Origin of the sequence: Flavobacterium sp. (genome assembly GCF_036759525.1) — a bacterium.
Taxonomy (GTDB): Bacteria; Bacteroidota; Bacteroidia; order Flavobacteriales; family Flavobacteriaceae; genus Flavobacterium.
The window spans coordinates 34,921-55,961 of the sequence record NZ_DAIOUN010000009.1 but is presented as its reverse complement, the minus strand read 5'-3'; the positions used below and the strand labels follow the sequence as shown (position 1 = coordinate 55,961).

The 21,041-nt window shown below is 33.8% G+C and carries 20 protein-coding genes and 1 tRNA gene; 12 read left to right on the top strand and 9 right to left on the bottom strand.

Going from position 1 to position 21,041, the window contains the following annotated elements:
- Positions 1 to 12: 12 nt before the first annotated feature.
- Positions 13 to 2,409: a DUF5916 domain-containing protein gene (locus V7M80_RS08020; RefSeq protein WP_333695306.1), complete on the bottom strand. Its 2,397-nt coding sequence runs from the start codon at positions 2,407 to 2,409 to the stop codon at positions 13 to 15.
- A 266-nt stretch (positions 2,410 to 2,675) separates the two neighbouring features.
- Here V7M80_RS08020 and V7M80_RS08015 point away from each other — a divergent pair, with 266 nt between their 5' ends.
- Entirely contained in the window at positions 2,676 to 3,383 is a 708-nt protein-coding gene (locus tag V7M80_RS08015) for a murein L,D-transpeptidase catalytic domain family protein (RefSeq protein WP_333695305.1), read from the top strand.
- Here V7M80_RS08015 and V7M80_RS08010 read toward each other — a convergent pair.
- Entirely contained in the window at positions 3,372 to 4,955 is a 1,584-nt protein-coding gene (locus V7M80_RS08010) for a L,D-transpeptidase family protein (RefSeq protein WP_333695304.1), read from the bottom strand. The genes V7M80_RS08015 and V7M80_RS08010 overlap by 12 nt on opposite strands.
- Positions 4,956 to 5,246: 291 nt before the next feature.
- On the opposite strand from V7M80_RS08010, the gene V7M80_RS08005 reads away from it, so the two are divergent.
- Positions 5,247 to 5,319 (top strand) — tRNA-Gly (locus V7M80_RS08005).
- Between the two features lie 109 nt (positions 5,320 to 5,428).
- Here V7M80_RS08005 and V7M80_RS08000 read toward each other — a convergent pair.
- Both V7M80_RS08000 and pepE read right to left on the bottom strand, forming a co-directional pair.
- A complete protein-coding gene (locus tag V7M80_RS08000) occupies positions 5,429 to 5,893 on the bottom strand; it encodes a hypothetical protein (RefSeq protein ID WP_333695302.1) in 465 nt (154 codons plus the stop codon).
- Between the two features lie 21 nt (positions 5,894 to 5,914).
- A complete protein-coding gene (gene pepE / locus V7M80_RS07995; RefSeq protein WP_333695301.1) occupies positions 5,915 to 6,625 on the bottom strand; it encodes a dipeptidase PepE in 711 nt (236 codons plus the stop codon).
- Between the two features lie 146 nt (positions 6,626 to 6,771).
- Between pepE and V7M80_RS07990 the strand changes: the two genes are divergently transcribed.
- From V7M80_RS07990 to V7M80_RS07960, 7 genes are read left to right on the top strand one after another with little or no spacing between them, the layout of a single operon-like run.
- A complete protein-coding gene (locus tag V7M80_RS07990; RefSeq protein ID WP_333695299.1) occupies positions 6,772 to 7,521 on the top strand; it encodes a hypothetical protein in 750 nt (249 codons plus the stop codon).
- The gene (locus tag V7M80_RS07985; RefSeq protein ID WP_333695298.1) at positions 7,511 to 8,218 is read left to right on the top strand and encodes a hypothetical protein; all 708 of its coding nucleotides are present in this window, start codon (positions 7,511 to 7,513) and stop codon (positions 8,216 to 8,218) included. The genes V7M80_RS07990 and V7M80_RS07985 overlap by 11 nt, the downstream gene beginning before the upstream one ends.
- A complete protein-coding gene (locus V7M80_RS07980) occupies positions 8,211 to 9,005 on the top strand; it encodes a carboxypeptidase-like regulatory domain-containing protein (protein WP_333695296.1) in 795 nt (264 codons plus the stop codon). Before V7M80_RS07985 ends, V7M80_RS07980 begins: the two co-directional genes overlap by 8 nt.
- Positions 9,006 to 9,010: 5 nt before the next feature.
- Positions 9,011 to 9,511 carry a DUF6702 family protein gene (locus V7M80_RS07975; protein WP_333695294.1) on the top strand — a complete coding sequence of 167 codons (501 nt, stop codon included), beginning with the start codon at positions 9,011 to 9,013 and terminating at the stop codon, positions 9,509 to 9,511.
- A gap of 59 nt (positions 9,512 to 9,570) precedes the next feature.
- Positions 9,571 to 11,826 carry a M1 family metallopeptidase gene (locus V7M80_RS07970; protein ID WP_333695292.1) on the top strand — a complete coding sequence of 752 codons (2,256 nt, stop codon included), beginning with the start codon at positions 9,571 to 9,573 and terminating at the stop codon, positions 11,824 to 11,826.
- A 51-nt stretch (positions 11,827 to 11,877) separates the two neighbouring features.
- The gene (locus V7M80_RS07965; protein ID WP_333695291.1) at positions 11,878 to 12,225 is read left to right on the top strand and encodes a twin-arginine translocase TatA/TatE family subunit; all 348 of its coding nucleotides are present in this window, start codon (positions 11,878 to 11,880) and stop codon (positions 12,223 to 12,225) included.
- Positions 12,225 to 12,791 carry a phosphatase PAP2 family protein gene (locus V7M80_RS07960; protein ID WP_333695376.1) on the top strand — a complete coding sequence of 189 codons (567 nt, stop codon included), beginning with the start codon at positions 12,225 to 12,227 and terminating at the stop codon, positions 12,789 to 12,791. The genes V7M80_RS07965 and V7M80_RS07960 overlap by 1 nt, the downstream gene beginning before the upstream one ends.
- On the opposite strand, the gene V7M80_RS07955 is transcribed toward V7M80_RS07960, so the two are convergent.
- Together V7M80_RS07955 and V7M80_RS07950 are read right to left on the bottom strand one after the other, a co-directional pair.
- Positions 12,788 to 13,429, bottom strand: coding sequence for an O-methyltransferase (locus tag V7M80_RS07955; protein ID WP_333695289.1), 642 nt, complete (start codon positions 13,427 to 13,429; stop codon positions 12,788 to 12,790). The two genes, V7M80_RS07960 and V7M80_RS07955, sit on opposite strands and share 4 nt — an antisense overlap.
- A gap of 55 nt (positions 13,430 to 13,484) precedes the next feature.
- Positions 13,485 to 14,081: a hypothetical protein gene (locus V7M80_RS07950; protein ID WP_333695287.1), complete on the bottom strand. Its 597-nt coding sequence runs from the start codon at positions 14,079 to 14,081 to the stop codon at positions 13,485 to 13,487.
- Positions 14,082 to 14,467: 386 nt separating this feature from the next.
- Here V7M80_RS07950 and rlmN point away from each other — a divergent pair, with 386 nt between their 5' ends.
- Positions 14,468 to 15,523, top strand: a complete 1,056-nt coding sequence (rlmN, locus tag V7M80_RS07945) for a 23S rRNA (adenine(2503)-C(2))-methyltransferase RlmN (protein WP_333695285.1) — start codon at positions 14,468 to 14,470, stop codon at positions 15,521 to 15,523.
- 44 nt (positions 15,524 to 15,567) lie between these two features.
- Positions 15,568 to 16,548 carry a polyprenyl synthetase family protein gene (locus tag V7M80_RS07940; RefSeq protein ID WP_333695283.1) on the top strand — a complete coding sequence of 327 codons (981 nt, stop codon included), beginning with the start codon at positions 15,568 to 15,570 and terminating at the stop codon, positions 16,546 to 16,548.
- Positions 16,549 to 16,550: 2 nt separating this feature from the next.
- On the opposite strand, the gene V7M80_RS07935 is transcribed toward V7M80_RS07940, so the two are convergent.
- From V7M80_RS07935 to V7M80_RS07925, 3 genes are read right to left on the bottom strand one after another with little or no spacing between them, the layout of a single operon-like run.
- Complete coding sequence (locus tag V7M80_RS07935; RefSeq protein ID WP_333695281.1) at positions 16,551 to 17,609, bottom strand: hybrid sensor histidine kinase/response regulator; 1,059 nt, start codon at positions 17,607 to 17,609, stop codon at positions 16,551 to 16,553.
- The gene (locus V7M80_RS07930) at positions 17,599 to 19,605 is read right to left on the bottom strand and encodes a PAS domain-containing protein (RefSeq protein WP_333695279.1); all 2,007 of its coding nucleotides are present in this window, start codon (positions 19,603 to 19,605) and stop codon (positions 17,599 to 17,601) included. Before V7M80_RS07930 ends, V7M80_RS07935 begins: the two co-directional genes overlap by 11 nt.
- Before the next feature lie 25 nt (positions 19,606 to 19,630).
- Entirely contained in the window at positions 19,631 to 20,062 is a 432-nt protein-coding gene (locus tag V7M80_RS07925) for a hypothetical protein (protein WP_333695278.1), read from the bottom strand.
- A gap of 135 nt (positions 20,063 to 20,197) precedes the next feature.
- Here V7M80_RS07925 and V7M80_RS07920 point away from each other — a divergent pair, with 135 nt between their 5' ends.
- Positions 20,198 to 20,962 carry a response regulator transcription factor gene (locus V7M80_RS07920; protein ID WP_333695276.1) on the top strand — a complete coding sequence of 255 codons (765 nt, stop codon included), beginning with the start codon at positions 20,198 to 20,200 and terminating at the stop codon, positions 20,960 to 20,962.
- Positions 20,963 to 21,041 lie beyond the last annotated feature (79 nt).

Sequence of the window (21,041 nt, the reverse complement as noted above, 5' to 3'; positions counted from 1 at the left end):
AAACAGGGGCGTTTATGCTTTTTTAAACCAATTTTTTGCTTGATTGTAGTCTATAAAATACCTTAAGCTAATAGAGAATATGTGGTTTAAGTTGTTTTGAAAAACACTTTGGGCATTGGAACCATAGCTTTTATCAATTTCTCGGGAAAAATTTTGGGCATTGTTGCGGTACAAAGCTGTAATTTGACTGCCCGGTGCAAACCACCAGGAGTAGGAAAGGTCAAAGTTCCATAAATTGAAATTGGCATCTTTTACTTCATTGTATGCCGTATTGAGTTCAAAACTACCGTCTGGAAGTAACGTGTGAAACGCAATGTTTTCTGCAAAAGACCAATAATGTCTAGCCGAAAGATTGAATGTCATTTTATTGTTTATGGCCAGTTTTCCGGATAAACTGTTGCTAACAGTAGTTCGGTTTCGCTCGGCTAGAATTACTTCATCATCTGCAAAATCTACCCATCCGATATCTGAATTTTGACGGCTAAAATTGGCACTGTAAATCAGTGTAAATTTATCATTAAAGCGATATCTTGGACTTACAAAGAAGTTGTAGTTCATTCGGTTTTCTTGGTCAAAAATACGTATTGAAGGTTCAATATCAAGTGCAAATCTCCGGTTGTAATTGGAGGAAAAATAGATAAAGGCATTACCACTAGCCGGTACAGCCAAAAAACTTCCGGCTTTTCGAGGTTCATAAAAATCGTAGGTAACCGTTGGATTGCTACTAATGCCGTATCCGATGTAGTCGTTTTTTAAAGTTGTAGAATTTACATTAGAAGAAAACCAATGGTCTTGTTTTTTACCGGTAGTGTTTTCAAATTCTACATAGTAGTTGGCATTGATTCTAAAAGAGTTGTAATTTTTGGTAGGATTTAATATGCGGTAATTGAAGTTGCTGTAAAAATTAATGTAATTGGTTATAAAGTTGATGCCCAAGTCGTTATTGTCAAAATCTTTAGTAATGTATTTTGTAGCCACACTGTAGCGGTATTTTCCAAAAGTTTTAGCCAAGTTAAAATAGGTAGTATAACCGGTTTTATTTTGGGTATCATATACACTGCTCATTTTCAAATCTCCGGAAATATTGTACCGGTTTCCGGTTGAATTGATATCATACACCAATCCGGTTACATTGGCATCTCGAAAAGAACCGGTTCTAGTTACATTGGTATTGATAAATGAAACCGAAGAGTTTTGATTGAAGCGTTGATCAAATACCAGAATGTTGTAATTGGTCAATGGTTCAACCACTACTTCACGTCTTTCATTGGTTTGATTGTTAACAACCGTTGCTGTTGTTTTTTCGGTTACTGCATTAAGAAGGCCAATTCCTAGTCCGTCTGAAGTGCGTCCGGATATTTTTAAAGCATTTATTAAATTTACTGTATTAGGGTAATTTAAAACCGACTCATTGCTCTCTGTTTGTGGAAAAGCACTTGGTGGACCTCCAATTCTTCGAGTGTAAAGTAAGTCGCCTTTGGAGAAAAGATCGGTACCTTCGGTAAAAAAAGGACGGTTTTCGTTAAATTGTTGTTCAAATGGACCTAAGTTCAATATTACATTATCAAAAGCAGCTTGGCCAAAATCGGGAACCAAAATCGCATCCAAAGTAAACGAATCGTTAATGCCGTATTTGATGTCCATTCCCACTTTTCCGGTGCTGGTTGTGTTCTGATTGTTAGACTCTACATAACCCGATGTATAAGGGATAAAGAACAATCTAACGGGAGGTTTAATATTGCTAATCCCTCTTAGTTCGCCGGCTTGATTTATTGAAGAACCGATAGCTCTATCAATATTGCTCCAAGTAAATTTTTGACGGTCTCTTCGAACTTCCCTAAAAAAGTTGACTCCCCATACTTGATTTGGTGCGTTTGAAAATCGCAATGCGGCATAAGGAATCTCCATTTCTACAATCCATCCTTCTTGAGTAATTGTAACTTGGCTATCCCAAATGGCATCCCAAGAGTAATCTTCTCCATTTTCTGTGGCCAAACAATCCAATTGCACACCAGAAGCTGTTACAAAAAATCTGAAATCTTGTTGACCGTCGTTAAATCCGTTCACAAAAATTCCAAAGAAATCAGCAGTACCCAGATTGTCCCTTTGGGTGATTTCACGTTCAATTTTATCCGGTTCATTATCGTAGAGCATGGCCCCAATATAGATAGCATTGTCGGTATAAACTACTTGAACTTCACTTCGTCTTTCCTTTTTTTCCGGAGCTCCGTTATCGGGTTCAAACATAAAAAAGTTTTCGGCTTTTGGGGTTGTAAGCCAGATCGATTCGTTCAACTTTCCATCAACAGTAATGGTTTCGTTTGTTCGAATAGCTTGTAACGCTTTTTTTTGACCGTACGTAAGGGTTGAAAAGAGAAATAAGAAAAATAAGAGTGACTTTGATTTCATACAAAAATAGTTGAGCAAATTTAAAGATTGCCAAGGGCGAAACAATTACTTTATCATTTCATTAAGAATTTCACCCCTAACAAAAGACGGTAATTTAAAAAAATGTTACACTTCAAATACCATTTTGGATTTTTTGACGTTAACTAACTTGTTTTCTGAGTCCTATCGAATAATTTTTGGGATTCTTTTTTGGCTTTAAGTTTGTTTTTAAACATTAATTGTATAATTTTGGAGCCCCAAGTCTAATTTTAACCTTAAGATTACCAATGAATTATAAGTTTTTACCGGTTTTATTGTTTGGATTGCTCTCGTTTACTTCGCCCAGAACTACAACAACCGACCCTAAAATAATTGCCAGTACCGCTAAGATTACTCTAGAAACTAGAGCCTTAAATTTGTACCAGTCTCTTAATTCCAATTCTTTCAAACTTCCTCAATTGGAAAGTTTTACCAAAGCATTTGAAGGTTTTTTTCGTTTGCAACAAATGGGAAAGATTGAAAATAATATTCTAACATTGGTTGATTTTAGTCTTTCGGCCAACACCAAAAGGTTGTGGGTTATTGACATGGATTCTCAAACTATTTTGTATCATAGTTTAGTAGCTCACGGAAGAAATTCAGGAGAAGAATATGCTACTCAATTTTCAAATAAACCCGAATCGTTTCAAAGTAGTTTAGGTTTTTATATAACCGGAGAAACCTATCAAGGTAAGCATGGGTATTCCTTGCGTTTGGATGGGGTAGAGCCGGGGATTAATGATAAAGCTCGCGAAAGGGCTGTAGTGATTCATGGGGCAGATTACGTCTCTGACGAATTTATCAGACAGAATAAACGATTAGGACGCAGTCAAGGTTGTCCTGCTTTACCTAAAGGTATTTCTGAAGAAATTATTCAATTGATTCAAAATAAATCGTGTCTGTTTATTTATCACCCTTCTCGAAATTACCAAATAGCTTCCAAATTAGTATCTTAAACTATCGTAAGTTTTTGCATCTAAGTTGTAGATGTCATCTCTAAATTGCAATTGATTCCCTTCGGACCAAGCTGTCCAATACAATAGGTATAGGTAAATGGGTCTGGTTAAATTTACATTCTTCGTTTTGGAAGTTGCCAATATTTCATCAATTTTTACTGTGTTCCATTCTTCGGCTTCACTATTTAATAAATATGCTGTGAGCTCAAACGGATTTTGGACACGTACACATCCGGAACTCAAGGATCTGTTTTCTTTTTCAAAATAGCCCCTACTGTTGGTGTCGTGAAGGTATACAGAAAATTTGTTAGGAAACATAATTTTTACTAAACCCAGAGAGTTTGAAGAACCGGGCGATTGAACGTATCTGTAACTTCGAGCTTTGGCCGGATTCCATTCGGAGGCACTTATAATTTTATTTCCTTCATATATAGTAAGGTTTTTGGATGCAAAATACGCTCTGTTTTTTTGTGCTGCCGGAATCACATCTTCTTTTAGAATAGTGGGCGGTACAGTCCATGTTGGATTAAAAACTACGTAACTGAGTTTGGCTGTTAATATGGGAGTGCTACGAGAAGCTTTGCCAACAATAACCCGGTGTGTTCTAACGGTGTCTTTGTCTAGTACCACTCTCAAGGTATAATCGGGTATATTGATAATTAGATACTCTTTTTCCAATTTTTGAGGAAAATGACGCCAACGTTCTAAATTGGCAATAATTTGTTCCTCTCTTTTTTTTCTATTGATGTTTAAAGAAGCAATAGTTCCTTTTCCAATTACACCATCCGGAGCTAAGCCGTGTCTCAATTGAAATCGTTTTATACTTTCTACAGTGGAGTTGTCGTATACAGAAGTTAACGTATCCGGTTTTTTCATGTCTTTCCAGTAAATCAATCGTTTTTTGATTTCAATTAGAACGTCTTGAGTATCTTGCGGCGAAATTTTATCTTTAATTTCCAATTTTGAAAACGAAACATTTTCAAATTGTCGAATGAGCTTTAAACTCTGAATCATTCTTTGGTAGACCAAATGTTGTGGCTTGGCTTTGTAAAGAGCATAATCAAAGGAATCTTTTCTTTGGAAATTTAATAATAGTTCTATCGGATTGACCTTATTTTCGGGTGCAATATCCCAGTCCTTAAAAATAGATTTGGGGTCTATGGTTCCCAAATTAGTTTTTTGAATGTAGCGGTATAGGTTACGTGTGATTAAAAAATCATATTCAATAAGTTCTTTGTCTGAAAGTTGAGGCAATTGGCTTTCTTTTTTTTCCAATTGTTTGATGTCAAAGTCTTTTGGGTTCAAACCTTCATCTTTTGAGTTTCGAATGACCGCTAAAACATTTTCTCTGCAATTATGGGCTGTCCAAAAAGTTCTCATTTGGTTCTTAAAATAGAAATGCATTAAGGCCGAATCTTTGGTTTCCTTTAGGCTAATGGAGTCTATGCCGATAATTTTTCCTTCTGAGGTTATTTCAGTAGGAGGAAGGCTTGTTTTAACGGGTGTAGAAGTTTTTTTGTTTTCACAGGAAATCAAAAAAACACAAACAAATAAGGCAAAAACAGACTTCATTGTATTTTAAATTGGGTTAGTAAATGTACAGCAATCTATTTAAATGAACTAGATTTTTTCTTTTATCGATTCACTTTTTACTAAAAATAAAGAAGTTTTTATTTTTTTTAATCCTATTATGCTAAATGTAGCGAAGAAAAGGAAACGATTTCAAGTTATAACTTTTTAATATTAAATTTGTTAGAGTACAGATTAAATTTTTTTAAAAAAATATTTGCATCAAAGAAAACAAATTCTCTATATTTGCACACACAAACAAAGGACTGGTATCAGTTGAAATTTGTTTGATATGCGGAAGTAGCTCAGTTGGTAGAGCTCCAGCCTTCCAAGCTGGTTGTCGCGAGTTCGAGCCTCGTCTTCCGCTCTGTAAAAACCTCAAACGAAAGTTTGAGGTTTTTTTTATTCTAAAATAACTGTAAATCAGATTTCGAATTGAATTTAGATATAAAGTTATATTAGTTAATTCTATACGTTTAAGTTTTAAAATTTACTCCAATTGCAGCAATTAACTCTCTGTAATTTTCAAAATCAGCTTCGGAGATAAAGATTTCATTTCCGTTTTTTAATTGAATACAAGTAATAAGAAAGCCTTCGCTTACATAACCTGATCTTACTTCTTGTTTGATTCTATTTGAACTAATTTTTGAAATATCGTGATAGTAAAAATAGATTGTACTTTTTTTAAAAAATTCAACTATAATTTTTTCTGGGCTAACTGTAATTTTTTTAATTGTTTTTTCTGAAAAAAAAGGAGTAAGCCAAAACAATAAAATTAATATGGAAAACGCACAGAAAAGCCAAAAAGTTAAACTTTTTGTGTCTAATCCCCATGGTCTGATAGACGCATTTAGTAATAAACCTGTTATTATTAATGTAAAAATTAAAAATAAGTATTTATCAGTTTTATTTGATTTTCTTGGTACAGATTCAATTTTCAAGATTTTTTATTTAAAATGAAATCAATTTAAAATTTTTTCTAAATAAGTTCCACTTTCAACTTCAATGGGTTCTAAGTTTTGTCTAAACACTCTTGCGGTTAATGCTCCTTTTAAAACAACATTGTCGCCTTTTACTTCCAGCCAACTTCCTTCTCGTAAGCCAATAACCGGAGTTGCATTCAAATGATGAAATTCTTTGATGCGAGTTGCTCTGGTTTCGCCCATGTGTTTTGAATTTACATCAGGATCTAAATAGTGCGGATTTAAATTAAAGTTTATAATGCCCATGGTAGCAAAACTGGAAGGATAAACTATTGGCATATCGTTGGTGGTTTGCATCGAAACACCACAAATATTACTGCCGGCACTAGTTCCCAAATAGGGCGTTCCGCTCTCAATGGTTTTCTTTAAAACCGGCATTAAACTAAGATCGTGTAATTGCTTTACCAATAAGAACGTATTACCTCCACCGGTAAAAATCCCTTGGGCATCTTTTAGAGCTTTTGCCGGATTATCAAATTCATGTAAACCTTGAACTTCGATGTTCATTTTTTGAAAAACGGTTCTTACTTTATCCGTATATTCGTCATGAGTTAAACCTCCGGGTCTGGCAAAGGGAATGAAGATAATTTTTTGACAATTTTGAAAGAGCCACTCCAACTCCGGAAATAAATATTCCAAATATTTTCCATCGTGTAAAGTTGAGGTGCTGGCAATTATTGCTTTTTTCATAAGTTGGATTTTTACAAAATTAGAGGTTTAATTCGTTTTCATCCTTTTTGGATTAACAAAATATTATCAATTTGTTGTGAATTACTTGGGATAAGTCCCTACTAACTTTACTAAATCAATGATTAAACACTAGAAAACCACTTTATTTGAATTTCCATTACTTTTTTAGCTTAACCGGATTCTTTTTTTCGTCAATTGTTTTGGCTCAAACCACTATTTTAGGTAAGATACGAGTAAACGATTTACCGGCAGAAGGCGTTCATGTAGTTAATTTGGTTACCGAAAAAGCTACCGTTACCAACGCAAAAGGAGAGTTCACTATTGAAGTTAGTGAAGACGATTTATTAGTTTTTTCGGCTGTGCATTTAAATTACTGGCGAAGAAGTATTTTGAAATCCGATATACAAAAAAAAGAGATTGACATTGTTATGACTCCCAAAGTGGTTGAATTGGAGGGTGTTACAGTTACAGAATATCCCAATATTAATGCTCAAAATATGGGGAATATCAACTACAAACCCAAAGTATATACACCTGCTGAACGAAAATTGAGACCCACTCAAATGACACAACGAGATTGGATAGAAGTTTTATATGGAAAAATACCTATAGACCCCTTTTTGTATTGGATTACAGGAAGAACAAAAAAATTAAAGAAAGAATTGAGTGTAGAAAAAAAGGAATTGATTTTTTTGAAAACAAATCAATGGTTTGAGGAAGATTTTTACATAAATGAACTCAAAATTCCCGCCGATTACATTCAAGCATTTAATTATTACATTCTGTACGACTCAGAATATGTGGCATTTTTAGAGGCCAATTCCAAAGAGCAAGCCGTTTTTAGAATGGCAGCCCTATCTGTAGAATTCTTAAAACTTTTGGAAGATGAAAATTAAGACGGTTTTGTTTTTTCTTCTTTTGTTTGGTTTGGGATGGTCTCAAACCAAAACTATAAAAGGTGTGGTAAAAGCCGAAAATGCTTCGGTAGAAGGAATTCATGTTCTTAATTTGGTTACCGAGAAAGCTACAATCACAGATGCAAATGGGGTTTTTTATATAGAGGTTTCCGAAGACGATTTGTTGGTTTTTTCGGCTGTTCATTTGCATTATTGGCGTAAAAGTATTTCAAAGGAAATTTTTCAAACTGGTTTTATAGAAATTCAAATGACGGCCAAAGTCAATGAATTGGATGAGGTTGTAGTTTCAGATTATTCAAAAGTAACCGCCCAAAGTGTGGGAGTAATAAATTACAAACCCAAATCGTTTACACCTGCTGAGCGAAGATTGTATACCGCAAATTCGGGACTTTTAGACCCATTACTCAATTGGATTTCAGGAAGAACCAAACTGTTGAAAAAAGAGCTAGAAATTGAAAAAAGGGAAAAAGCATTGGCCCGTTTGAGTGCTTTTTTCCCGAATACTTATTTTAAAGATACACTCAAAATCCCGGAAGATTATATTGAAGGTTTTAAATATTATGCTGTTGAAGACAAAGAACTTTTTGAAGTTTTACAGCTCAAAGACAAATTAAAGACAGCCTTTATACTAAGTAAATTAGCAAATGAATTTATAAAATACTTGCCCAATGATTAAAAAAATTTGGTTCTTGCTCTTGTTTTTTGGTGTAGCTTCTTTGCACGGACAAATTGTTTCCAGAACTATCGTAAATGGTAAAATTATTTCCGATTCAACAGCTGTAGAGCAAGTTACGGTATTTAATATATCTTCCAATAAAGGAGCTGTAACCGATGTCCAAGGTAAGTTTTCATTGTACGCTAAACCTTCGGATACACTGGTGTTTTCTAGTGTGGTTTTCAAGTCTAAAAAATTAATTCTAACAGAAACAGATTTTAAAGTTGTAGAATTACTAATTAAATTGGAAGAATATATTAACGAGTTGGATGAAGTTATTGTGACTCCAAAATCGTTAACCGGAAATTTAGAAAAAGATGCTGCCAATATAAAGGTAACCGATTTAAGTCTGCAATTGGATATTGGGAGTATTGTTCAAATGAATTTTGAAGACGACTTTAGTTCGTCTATGAAAAATACCGTAATGCCCAGTGATTTAAGTATGCCATATGCTTTAAATTTAATGGCTATTGGGAAAAAACTCGGGAAACTGCTTTTTAAAGAAAAGAAAAAAGAAAGTCCAATCGTTTTTACTTCATCTAAGCGATTTGCAGAGGCTGTTCGGTTAAAATTCAGCTATGCTTTTTTTACGGAAACTTTAGCATTGAAACCTGATGAAATTGGTTTATTTTTGGATTTTTGTGAATCAGACCCCAAGTCAAGCTCACTTTTACAAGTTCAAAAAGAAATTGAGTTGATTGATTTTCTGATTGAAAAAAATAAAGCATTTAAAATTCGGAATCCCTAACATGTATGAAAAAATCAGCATCCTTTTTTACACTAACTCTTTTATTTGTTCTTTGCAGTTCCTTTCTATTGCATAAATTTTATGTTTCGGTAACCCAAATTCATTTTATTCCCGAAAAAAAAGCGGTTCAAATTACCCAAAGGTACTTTATTGATGATTTGAATGCGGCTTTAGAAAAAAAACATTCCGAAAAGTTTTATTTGGATTCGACTAAGGAAACCATCCAGCAAAGCAAAAAATTGGAGGAATATATATTGGAAAATTTAGCAATAAAAATAAACGGGAAACTCAAGAAAGTAAATTATCTGGCTCGAGAAACAGATGCAGATGTTTTTGTGTTCTATTTAACGGTTTCAGAGGTGTCTAAAATTCAAAATTTTGAAATAAAGAATACCTTGCTTTTTGATTATTTAACCGAGCAACAACATATCACTCATACGCAAATCAATGGGGTTAAAAAAAGTTTTTTGCTCACTTCAGCTCAGCCGGTACACTTGTTAAAATAGTGTGAAATCGCAACAGGGTAGGGTAAAATGTTTATTTTAGAACCTTCAAATTAAAATTCATGAAAAAAAGTATTGGTTTACTCGTTTTACTTCCTTTCTTGACATGGGCTCAAGACAAAAAAGAAACGCCAAGAGAAGGCGGCCATTATGACACGAACAAGTTTAGTCAAATGTATGACTTATTGGCTACCCCTAATATGTTTAGAACAGCTTCTGGTGCTCCCGGACCTGCGTATTACCAACAGCAAGCCGATTACAAAATGGATATTGTGTTGGATGATAAAAACAAAAGATTGGACGGGGTTGAAACCATTACCTATCACAATAATTCACCCGAAGCTCTCGAATATCTTTGGATTCAATTGGATCAAAATGAAAAAAGTAGAGATTCCAAGTCGCCGTTAGTGCAAAGTCAGCGTATGGATGGAGCCATGCCGGTTGATGGTTTTGTAAAAAAGTACATGGAAGAATCTTTCGACGGCGGATTTAATTTGGTTTATGTTTTAGATGCCAAAGGGAAGCCTATGAAATACACCATCAACCAAACTATGATGCGAATTGATTTGCCTCAGCCTTTGAAACCTAAAGAAAAAGTTACGTTTTCAATCAAGTGGTGGTACAATATCAACAATTACCGAATTGATAGAGGCCGTTCCGGGTATGAAGAGTTTGAGTCAGACAAAAACCGATTGTATGTTATTGCACAGTTTTTTCCAAGAATGGCGGTTTACAACGATGTTGAAGGTTGGCAAAATATGCAATTTTGGGGTACAGGAGAATTTGCTTTGGTTTTCGGAAATTATGAAGTAAATATTACGGTACCTGCCGATCATATTTTGGAAGCTACCGGAGACTTGTTAAACCGAAAAGAAGTGTTCACACCGGAACAAGTTAAACGATACGAACTGGCTGAGCGAACATTTGATAAACCGGTTTTGGTGGTAACGCCCGAAGAGGCAAAAGCCAACGAAAAAGGATTTTCTGATAAAACGAAGACATGGAAATTCAAAGCTCTAAATGTCAGAGATTTTGCCTTTTCTACTTCCAGAAAGTTTATTTACGACGCCATGGCTGTAAAATTACCTACCAAAAATGTTATGGCTATTTCTTTATACCCTAATGAAAGTAACCCATTGTGGGAAGATTTTTCTACTCGAGCAGTGGCACAAACTTTAAAAACCTATTCCAAACATACGTTTGATTATCCTTATCCCAAAGCAATTTCGGTATCTGCCGAAGACCAAGGTATGGAATATCCCATGATTTGTTGGAATTACGGAAGACCAGATGCAAATGGTTTTGTATCAGATAGAATCAAATACGGAATGATTAGTGTTATAATTCACGAAGTAGGACACAATTATTTCCCAATGATTGTCAATTCCGATGAACGTCAATGGTCTTGGATGGACGAAGGGTTGAATACTTTTTTACAATATTTGACCGAACAAGAATTTATGGAAAACTATCCCTCGAGTCGTGGACCGGCCGCCAAAATTGTTCCTTACATGAGTGGGAATCAAAGTTTTTTAGAGCCTATAATGTCAAACTCGGAAGTCATTCACCAATTTGGAGCTAATGCCTATGGAAAGCCGGCAACCGGATTGAATATTTTGCGTGAAACGATTATGGGACCAGAATTGTTTGATCATGCTTTTAAAACGTATGCCAACCGATGGAAGTTTAAACATCCCACTCCGGATGATTTCTTTAGAACTATGGAAGATGCTTCTGCTGTAGATTTAGATTGGTTTTGGAGAGGTTGGTTCTATTCTACAGATTATGTAGATATGGGCATCAAGGAAGTAAAACAGTATTTTGTTACAGAAGAGCCTACAGAAGAGTTGAAAAATATTCAAGCCCGAAGAGGCCGATTTGGTGTGGCTCAAGGCCCCTATGTATATTTGGTAGATGAAAAGAATCCGCAGCTTAATCCAAACAGAAAAAAAGCATTAAATCAGTCGCAAATAGTTCCTTTGCAAGAATTTATAAATTCGAAATATACAACCGAACAACAAGCCCAACTCAAACAACCCAATTATTTTTATGAAGTGGAGTTTGATAAACCCGGAGGGATGATTATGCCGCTTTTGGTTGAACTTCACTTTGAAGATGGAACTAAAGAGTTTCACAAATTTCCGGAGCAAATTTGGAGAAAAAACAACCAAACGGCCACTCGTGTTTTTGCAACAACTAAAAAAATTGTCAAAATTCAGTTAGATCCCAAATTAGAGACAGCCGATATTGATACGACTAACAATGTTTGGCCTAAAGAAGAAGCTACATCTAAGTTTGATGAATTAGAAAAAAAGTAATTTACAAAGCCTAAAATTCTTTGTACTTTTGCAACTACAATTTAGAATATTATGTTTGGTATAAGTGGAGGTGAGTTTTTAACTATCATAGTGATAATACTTATGCTGTTTGGGTCTGATAAAATTCCAGATATAGCCCGAACAGCAGGTAAAATCATGCGGCAATTGAAACACGCCACCAATGATATCAAATCTGAAATTCAAAAAAGTGCAGAAGCCAATGGGATTGATACACAAAGTTTAACCGGCGGGATTTCAGAAGAAATTCAAAAGGTAAAACAAGATTTTACTCAGATAACGCAACCTTTGCAAAATCCTTCTTTGGGTTTGGATGACGAAATTGAAAAAACCAAAGAAGATATAGAACAAATTACCGGACCAATCAAACGTCAATTTTGATTTTGGAAGAACTCATTCAATTTGATAAAGATGTATTTCTCTTTTTGAACAATTTAGGTTCAGAACGATGGGATGGAATGTGGTTACTAATTACAAAACAACTCTATTGGACCCCGCTTTTTTTAATCCTTTTTTATTTTATCCTAAAAAAAATTGGATGGAAACAGTTTGGCGTAGTGATTTTGTTCTTGGCTCTTTTAATTTTGGTAACAGATCAAGCGACCAATCTTTTTAAATACAGTTTTGAACGCTTAAGACCCTGCAACGATTTAAGTTTAGATGGACAAATGAGAGCTGTTTTGGTGCGAAAATCATTTAGCTTTTTTTCCGGTCATGCTTCCAACTCTATGGCTACCACAACTTTTATATTTTTAGCGTTTCGCAAGTATTTTAAATACCCTTTTTTGCTGTTTCTTTTTCCTTTAATTTTTGCCTACAGCCGAATTTATCTGGGTCTTCATTTCCCCGGTGACATTCTAACCGGTTACCTTTTTGGATTTTTAATAGGTATGTCGTTTTACAAATTCTATAAATTTGTACAACCCAAATATTTTCCGATACATTAAAGTACTCTGGTTACGGTAAACCCATCCCGAATAGGTAACAATACGGTTTCAACTCTCGGGTCATTGTTTAATCGTTGGTTGTATTCCACTAAAATTTTAGTGCTCAAATCACCTTCTTTCAGGGGTTCAACTACTTTTCCGGACCATAACACATTATCCGATAAAATGATGCCGCCTTTATTCATTTTGGGTACAATCATTTCGTAGTAGTTGAGGTAATTTTCTTTATCGGCATCTATAAAAACCAAATCAAATTTTGTTTCTAAGGTTGGAATTATATTGACAGCTTCACCCAAATGTTGTACAATCTGATTTCCCCAAGGCGATTTGTCAAAATATTTCCGTTGAAAATCAATTAATTCTTCTTTGATGTCAATGGTGTGTACGATTCCGTTTTCTTGCATTCCTTCACATAAGCATAAGGTGGCGTAACCGGTATACGTTCCAATTTCTAAAATAGAAGCAGGTTTGATCAACTTAGACAACATGCTCAAAACCCTTCCCTGAAAATGTCCGCTCAACATCCGTGGGAGCAAAATTTTTTGATAAGTTTCTTTATTTAATTGAGCCAATAATTTCGGTTCGGCTTGTGAATGAGCAGCTACGTAATCTTCGAGATCTTCAGAAAGGAAATGCATTTTTATTCAGCAAATTTATAAAAATTCATTAAGTTTATCCAAATACATGAAGTTTTCATGTATTTTTTTTTTCATAAATGTTATTTATCTCTTGAGTTGTTAAATTATAATTTTTATAAAAGTCATCATTGATTGAGTTTTGAATAATTTGATGAGCTGCATTCTTTGTAAATTCTCTATCGCTTAAATTAATTATTTGTAAAGCATGATATAATACACAATATCCAATAGATTTAGTTTCTATTAATGTTGATGTATAGAATTTTAGTTTATCAATTAAATTCTGTTCATTAGGATGATTTTTTACAATTTCTATCAAGTCTTTTTTTACAAGAATAACAAAAGCAATTCTTTGTTTGTCATAAATTGGTAAATCATGCTTGTATAAACTATCAAAGTATTGCCAATTATACTCGCTTTTGTTTATGTTTTCTTCAATATTAATCTTTAAAGAAAATTCATTTATGTTATCTGAATTGTGATTTTCTAAATAGGGTAACTGACCTCTATACCCATCAACTTCAATGTCATAAAAAGATTTCGATGTAACACCTTTGGATACTTCTTTTTTAATTTCATTTAAATCAGAAGATGAGCTTTGACATCCAATTAAAAAAAACAACGAAAATACAGTAGTTATAATTTTTTTCATAAATTTAAATTTTAACAGTTAATATCTCTAACTTCACACGTGCCTTCTTCAATTGTTATTGTTTTATTGTTTCTTGTCAAAGAAATGGAATAATTAACAGTTGCATATGGATCTGATGGTCTTACACATTTTGTTCCATCAGGTTGATTCCATGTGTAAGTGTAAGTGTAACCATTGGGATTACATGATGTGGAACAAGTTTTTGCGTCAATTATATTAATTGAGAAGAGCATAAGAATTAAAAAAACTTTTTTCATATGTAATTTTTTTTTTACAAAAATAAGTTAAACAAATAAGTTAAACAAATAAGTTAAACAAATAAGTTAAACAAATAAATTAAATAATTTAACATTGATTTTATTAAAAAAATAAACAAAATTTGCACCATGAACACCACCAAAAAAGATATTCGGGCCTTAACCAAAACCCAATTACGGGATTTTTTTGTAGCCAATGGCGACAAAGCTTTTCGTGGCAATCAAGTGTACGAATGGTTGTGGAGCAAAAAAGTCTATTCGTTTGACGATATGACCAATGTTTCCAAAGAAACCCGTCAAATGCTCGAAGACAATTTTGTCATCAATCATATCAAAGTAGATCAAATGCAACGCAGTGAAGACGGTACCGTAAAAAATGCCGTTCGTTTGTATGATGGCTTGGTGGTAGAAAGTGTTTTGATTCCCACCGAAACTCGAACTACAGCTTGCGTTTCAAGCCAAGTAGGTTGTAGTTTAGATTGTAATTTTTGTGCAACGGCTCGTTTAAAACGCATGCGAAATCTCAATCCAGACGAAATTTATGATCAAGTGGTAGCCATAGATAATGAAAGCCGTTTGTATTTTGACCGCCCGCTTTCAAACATTGTATTTATGGGGATGGGTGAACCGTTGATGAATTACAACAACGTACTTAAAGCCATCGAAATGATAACCTCTCCCGAAGGATTAGGCATGTCGCCCAAACGCATTACACTTTCTACGTCCGGAATACCTAAAATGATTAAAAAAATGGCCGATGAAGAAGTTAAATTCAAATTGGCCGTTTCCCTTCACTCGGCAATTGATGAGATTCGTGCCGAAATTATGCCGTTTTCCAAAAGTTTTCCTTTAAAAGAATTGCGGGAAAGTTTGGAATATTGGTACCATAAAACCAAAAGTAAAGTTACTTACGAATATGTAGTTTGGAAAGGGATTAATGATGATAAAAAATCTATTGATGCCTTGGTTAAGTTTTGCAAATATGTGCCGTGTAAAGTCAATTTAATAGAATACAATCCTATAGATGACGGAATGTTTCAACAAGCCTCCGATGTGGTTTTAGACGAATATGTAAAAGCCTTAGAAAAAATTGGTGTGATTGCCAAAGTGAGGAGAAGTCGCGGTAAAGATATTGATGCGGCTTGTGGTCAATTGGCCAATAAAAATGAAGCGGTTTCCGAATAATTCCAGTTGTGATTTTACAACTTTCTGCCTATCTTTGAACTTTCATGAAAATCACCGAACAAATCAAGCAGCCCATTAGTCAGGAAATGGAACTTTTTGAAAAAAAGTTCTATGACTCAATGTCTTCCAAAGTGGCTTTGCTCAATCGGATTACCTATTACATTGTAAATCGGAAAGGGAAACAAATGCGACCGATGTTTGTTTTCTTAACGGCTAAAATGGTTTCAGGAGGTACGGTTAATGAACGAACGTATCGAGGGGCATCTGTCATAGAATTAATTCATACGGCTACTTTGGTTCATGACGACGTAGTAGATGACAGCAATAGACGTCGCGGATTTTTCTCTATCAATGCCTTATGGAAAAATAAAATTGCAGTATTAGTAGGCGATTTTTTATTGTCTAAAGGGTTGTTACTTTCAATTGATAATGACGATTTTGATTTGTTGAGAATCATCTCGATTGCCGTTCGCGAAATGAGTGAAGGCGAATTACTTCAAATCGAAAAAGCCCGAAGATTAGACATTACAGAAGACATTTATTACGAAATCATCCGTCAAAAAACGGCTACTTTGATTGCAGCTTGTTGTTCTCTAGGAGCCTGTTCTGTTTTGCCCGAAAATCAAGAATTGGTAGAACGTATGCGTAAGTTTGGAGAATTGATAGGAATGGCTTTTCAGATTAAAGACGACCTATTCGATTATACCGAAGAGGCTATAGGGAAGCCCACCGGAATTGATATTAAAGAGCAAAAAATGACGCTTCCTTTAATTTACACTTTAAACCATTGTTCACCCAAAGAAAAAAGTTGGTTAATCAACTCTATAAAAAATCACAACAAAGACAAAAAAAGAGTAAAAGAAGTGATTGCTTTTGTGAAACAAAACAACGGTTTGGGTTATGCCGAACAAAAAATGATACAGTTTCAGCAGGAGGCTTTAGCTATTTTAAATCTTTTCCCGGATTCACCATATAAGGAGGCTTTGATTTTAATGGTGAATTATGTGATTGAACGCAAGAAATAAAGTTAAGCAATAGGGATGATTATTTCAACTTCGGTGCCTTTACCTTCAACTGAAAAAATCTTTAGTTTACCGTTGTAGTTTTCAATTAAGGTTTTGCTTAAAAATAAACCTAATCCAATACCTTTTTGATCGTGAACTTCTCGATTGAATTGAATGAAAGGACCAATTTGTTTGATTTGTTTTTCGCTCATACCTATTCCGGAGTCGATGACTTTGAGGGTAAAAAAATTATTTTTTTCTCTCCCTGTGATTTTAATTTCCGAGTGGGACTCTGAAAATTTTAAAGCATTATCCAAAATTTCAAAAAGAATAACCAAAAGATCTTTACGAGCAATTTTTACCAATGCATTTTCAATATCGACTATTACTGAGTTTTTATATTTTTTTGAATTGTTCAATAGTTTTTCAAGGCATTCGTTAAGACAAGGTTCAATTTCAATTGTAGCATTTGTGGCGATGTAATAATGATTGGCAGAAAGTTTTTGATAATTTATAATATTGGTTAATGTTCGACTTAAATTTTCAGCTGAAGTTTTGATTGCATTAAAATAGTCGGTTTTTTCAGAATTGGTACCGTTTTCTTGTAAAAAGTTTATCGAACCTAGGATTCCATACAAAGGCGTGTTAATTTCATGTATAATAAAATCGTCAAAATGAATATCTAATACATCCGATTGGTTTTTTAATTCTTTATATCGTTTGAGTTTCGCTTCAATAATTGCAATGAGTTCGTCAACTTTGAAAGGTTTGGTAATGTAAGCATCAACTCCCAGTTTATTAGCCTCTGTCAGGTCGGTTTCAGGTTTTTTGGCTGTTAGAAATACAAAAGGAATTTGATTGAATTTTGGGTTGTTTCGTACGTTTTTTAAAAGGTCATATCCGTTGCAGTTGGGCATCATAATATCGCTAATAATGATGTCCGGTTTCCATCTGTCTAAAATTTGCAGGGCTTTGCATCCATCTTCTTCACTTACAATATCGAAATTATTAAGTAGTAGCAGTTCACATATTGTTTCTCGAATTTGTTGTTCGTCTTCTACCAAGAGTATTTTAGTTCTCATAAGGGAAAATTAAGGTTACAACGGTGCCTTTTCCCTCTTCGCTGGAAAGAGAAATAGTTCCGTTTAAAAGTTCGGTAAATTGTTTGGCAATGATTAATCCTAAGCCAGACCCTTTAATATTTGAAGTGTTACTTGCTCTAAAAAAGGATTGAAACATGTGTTTGATTTCTTCTTCGGGGATGCCTATTCCAAAATCGATAACTTCAACTTTAAAATGGTCTGCATAATACACAACCTTAACAATAGGATTGGCTTGGTTTTTTGAATATTTGAGAGAATTTGATATCAAATTGTTGAAAATATGTATCAGTAAACTTTCATCTGATTTTACTTTTCGAATTTTACCAAAGGTTTCGAGAATTACTTTTCTACCGTCAAATTCATGATTGAAATAAGTTTCTATTATTTTTTCGAAAAATGATTTTAAGCAAACTTCTTGAATTTCAACTTTAAGATTTCCAGACTCGTATTTACCAAAAATCAAGATGTTGTTCATGAGTTCGGTCATTCGGTCAATTTCACTCATAACCCGATTTGAGATTACAGTAATGTCTTTTTTAAGAGTGGGATTTAATGCGGAAATCTTATAATTTAAAAGCTCAATATTAGAATAAATTACTGTAAGTGGTGTTCGGAATTGATGCGATGCCATCGTTACAAATCCCGATTTCAATTCGTTGAGTTCTCTTTCCTTTTGCAAAGCCAGTTTCATTTCTTCTTCGGCTTTAATTCTTCCCGAAATATCTCTACTGGAAGTTTGAATTCCGATTATCTGGTCATCGGTATCGGTAATTAATTTTGATACAATTTCCAACCAAACATAGGTTTTGTCTTTTTTGCGAAATCTGAAAGTAGATATGTTTAGTTTTTGATCTATAAGTATCGCTTGATGTCTTTTTCGTAGCTCTAAGATATCATCAGGGTGGATTAGGTCATAAGGATTTTGACCAATTAGCTCTTCTGGAGCGTACCCAATAATTTCTTTGGAAGAATTGGAAACATAAGTAAAAATTGCATTTGTATCGTGTTGGCAAATCAAATCGGTTGTGTTTTCTGCAATAAATCTGAATTTTTCCTCGGAAATTTCGAGTTGTTTTTCTTTGTCTTTTATTTCACTAATATCTATATGAGTACCTAATAGTTTTATTGGTTTTCCGTTTTCATCGAAAATGGCCATGCCGGAGTATTTTATCCACACATATTTGCCGTTTTTGTGTTTCATACGAAGCACACCTTCATATTTATCGCTTAATCCTTTTAGGTAAAGATTGATATTTTTTTCAGCAGTTTCTATATCATCCGGATGAACGTTATTTTTCCAAGTATAATAATTGTGCTCCAATTCATCGTTGGTATATCCCAACATGCCAAACCAATTGTAGGTATAGTATACTTCGTTTGTAGTCAAATCCCATTCCCATTTGGCTTGTTTAGAACTTTTGATATACAAGTCAAGTTCATTAAGTGTATTAAGAAGGTTTTGTTGGGTTCGGTCTTGATTGAGTCGTATACCAATATTATTGGCAACCGAGTGGAGGGCTTGAACTTCTTCTTTTCTCCATATTCTTTCTGTTTGACAATCATCAAATCCTATCCATCCCCAGAATTCATCATTAGAAAAAATAGGAGTAAAAAGATAGGCTTTAATACCTTGCATTTCCATGATTTCTCTAAAGAATTCATTCGGACTTTCTCTAACTATGCCGTATAAAGGGTTGTTTTGAATGAGCTCTTCATAAAGTCCCGGAAATGCATCGTACGAATATCCGTTTAGTTCCGGACTTCCCAAATAGGCTATAACCCCTTCATTACACCATTCATATTCGTAGTAGAGTTTTAAAACACCATCATCTATTTGATTTTTAAAGATGTAGCATCGGTCTATGGAAATATGACTACCCAAGGCCGTGATGCATAATTGAAAAGCATCAGTAATTAAAGGCTCTTTTAATAAATGGTTATTTGCTTTGGAAATTCCGGTTAATAAATCTTTCATGTGTGGGCAATAAATTAAGGTAAAGTTATGAGGCTTTACGGTGTGATTCTTTCGTTTTGTAAAAGTCTTTTATAAATTCTTTAAATATGGTTTTGTCTTTGGTTTCAATTTGATATTTTATGGGATTATTGTATACATTCAAAACAAAAAAATATTGGTGTTGGTTTAAATAAAGAAACGAAAACGCATACGATATGATATGAAGCCCCAAAAAAATCCAATTAAAAGCAATAAAGTAGGAAATCATGAAAAGACATGTAATTGCAATTACAAAAGTTTGATACATTTTACTTTTTTGCTTAGTTAAAAATACAGATTTAATGGATTCTAAGGCATATGCTTTAGATTCTCCTTTGTATTTAATATGGAGTTTTTCTTGACTAACCCACAAAACAGTTTTGCTGTAGATTTTTAAGTTGTTTTTTAAGAGTATTGGGTTGAGTATTTGTGTTTCCATGTGTACGGGTAATTTAAAAAAATTTGAGGGTTTAAATCTCAAAAGTAAGCTTACATTTCAAAATGTGTATGATTTGTACGACTGATTAACAGCAATGTACCAATAATTTAAAAAAAATAGTTTTATTTTTATAAAATGAATACAACAGGATTAAAAATTTTACTTATCGAAGATGATTTGTCTTTGGGTCAAACGGTATCCGATTTATTAAAAGCCAATGACTATAAAGTGAAGTGGTGCCAAAATGGTTTGGAAGCCTTACATTTCTTAGAACGCTCTACACCGGATATTATCATTTGCGATTTGATGATGCCCATAATGTCTGGGGAGGAACTTTTTTTAAAAATTAGAAAAAATAAAAAGTTTGATGAGGTTCCTTTTATTGTTATCACAGCCGACATTACCTTTGATATGAAAATGAAGCAACTGCAAAATGGCGTGAATGACTTTATTAATAAACCTTTTAAAATTCATGAGTTACTCTTGAAAACGCGAAATTTTTTACAATATAAAAATAAGCTTTTGGAAAAATCGAAACCGGATCCCTTTTCAAAAGTGACTATAAAATTAAAAAACAAAAACTTTTTTGACTTACTCAATGATGTTTTGTTGCGTAACATAAAATCGGATATTTCTATAGATTCACTTGCGGCCGAACTTTTTGTGAGTAAATCAACCTTAGATAAAAGAATCCGAAAACAAAAGAAATGCAACACCAGTCAGTATATTCGTGAGTTTAGAATTGAATATGCGATTAGACTTATTGAAGCCGGCGAAACCAATATTCAGCAATTGGCAGACCATTCCGGTTTTAACTCCTTGTCTTATTTCTCCTTAAGTTTTAAAAACTACACCAAGATTTCTCCAAAAACCTATATCAAAAAAAGAAATTTGAATTAATTTTTTCTTTTCATACAACCCTTTTCTATCTTTATTCGTCTATACTATTGTGAGACGTTACAAAAGTTTTGTTTTAAGC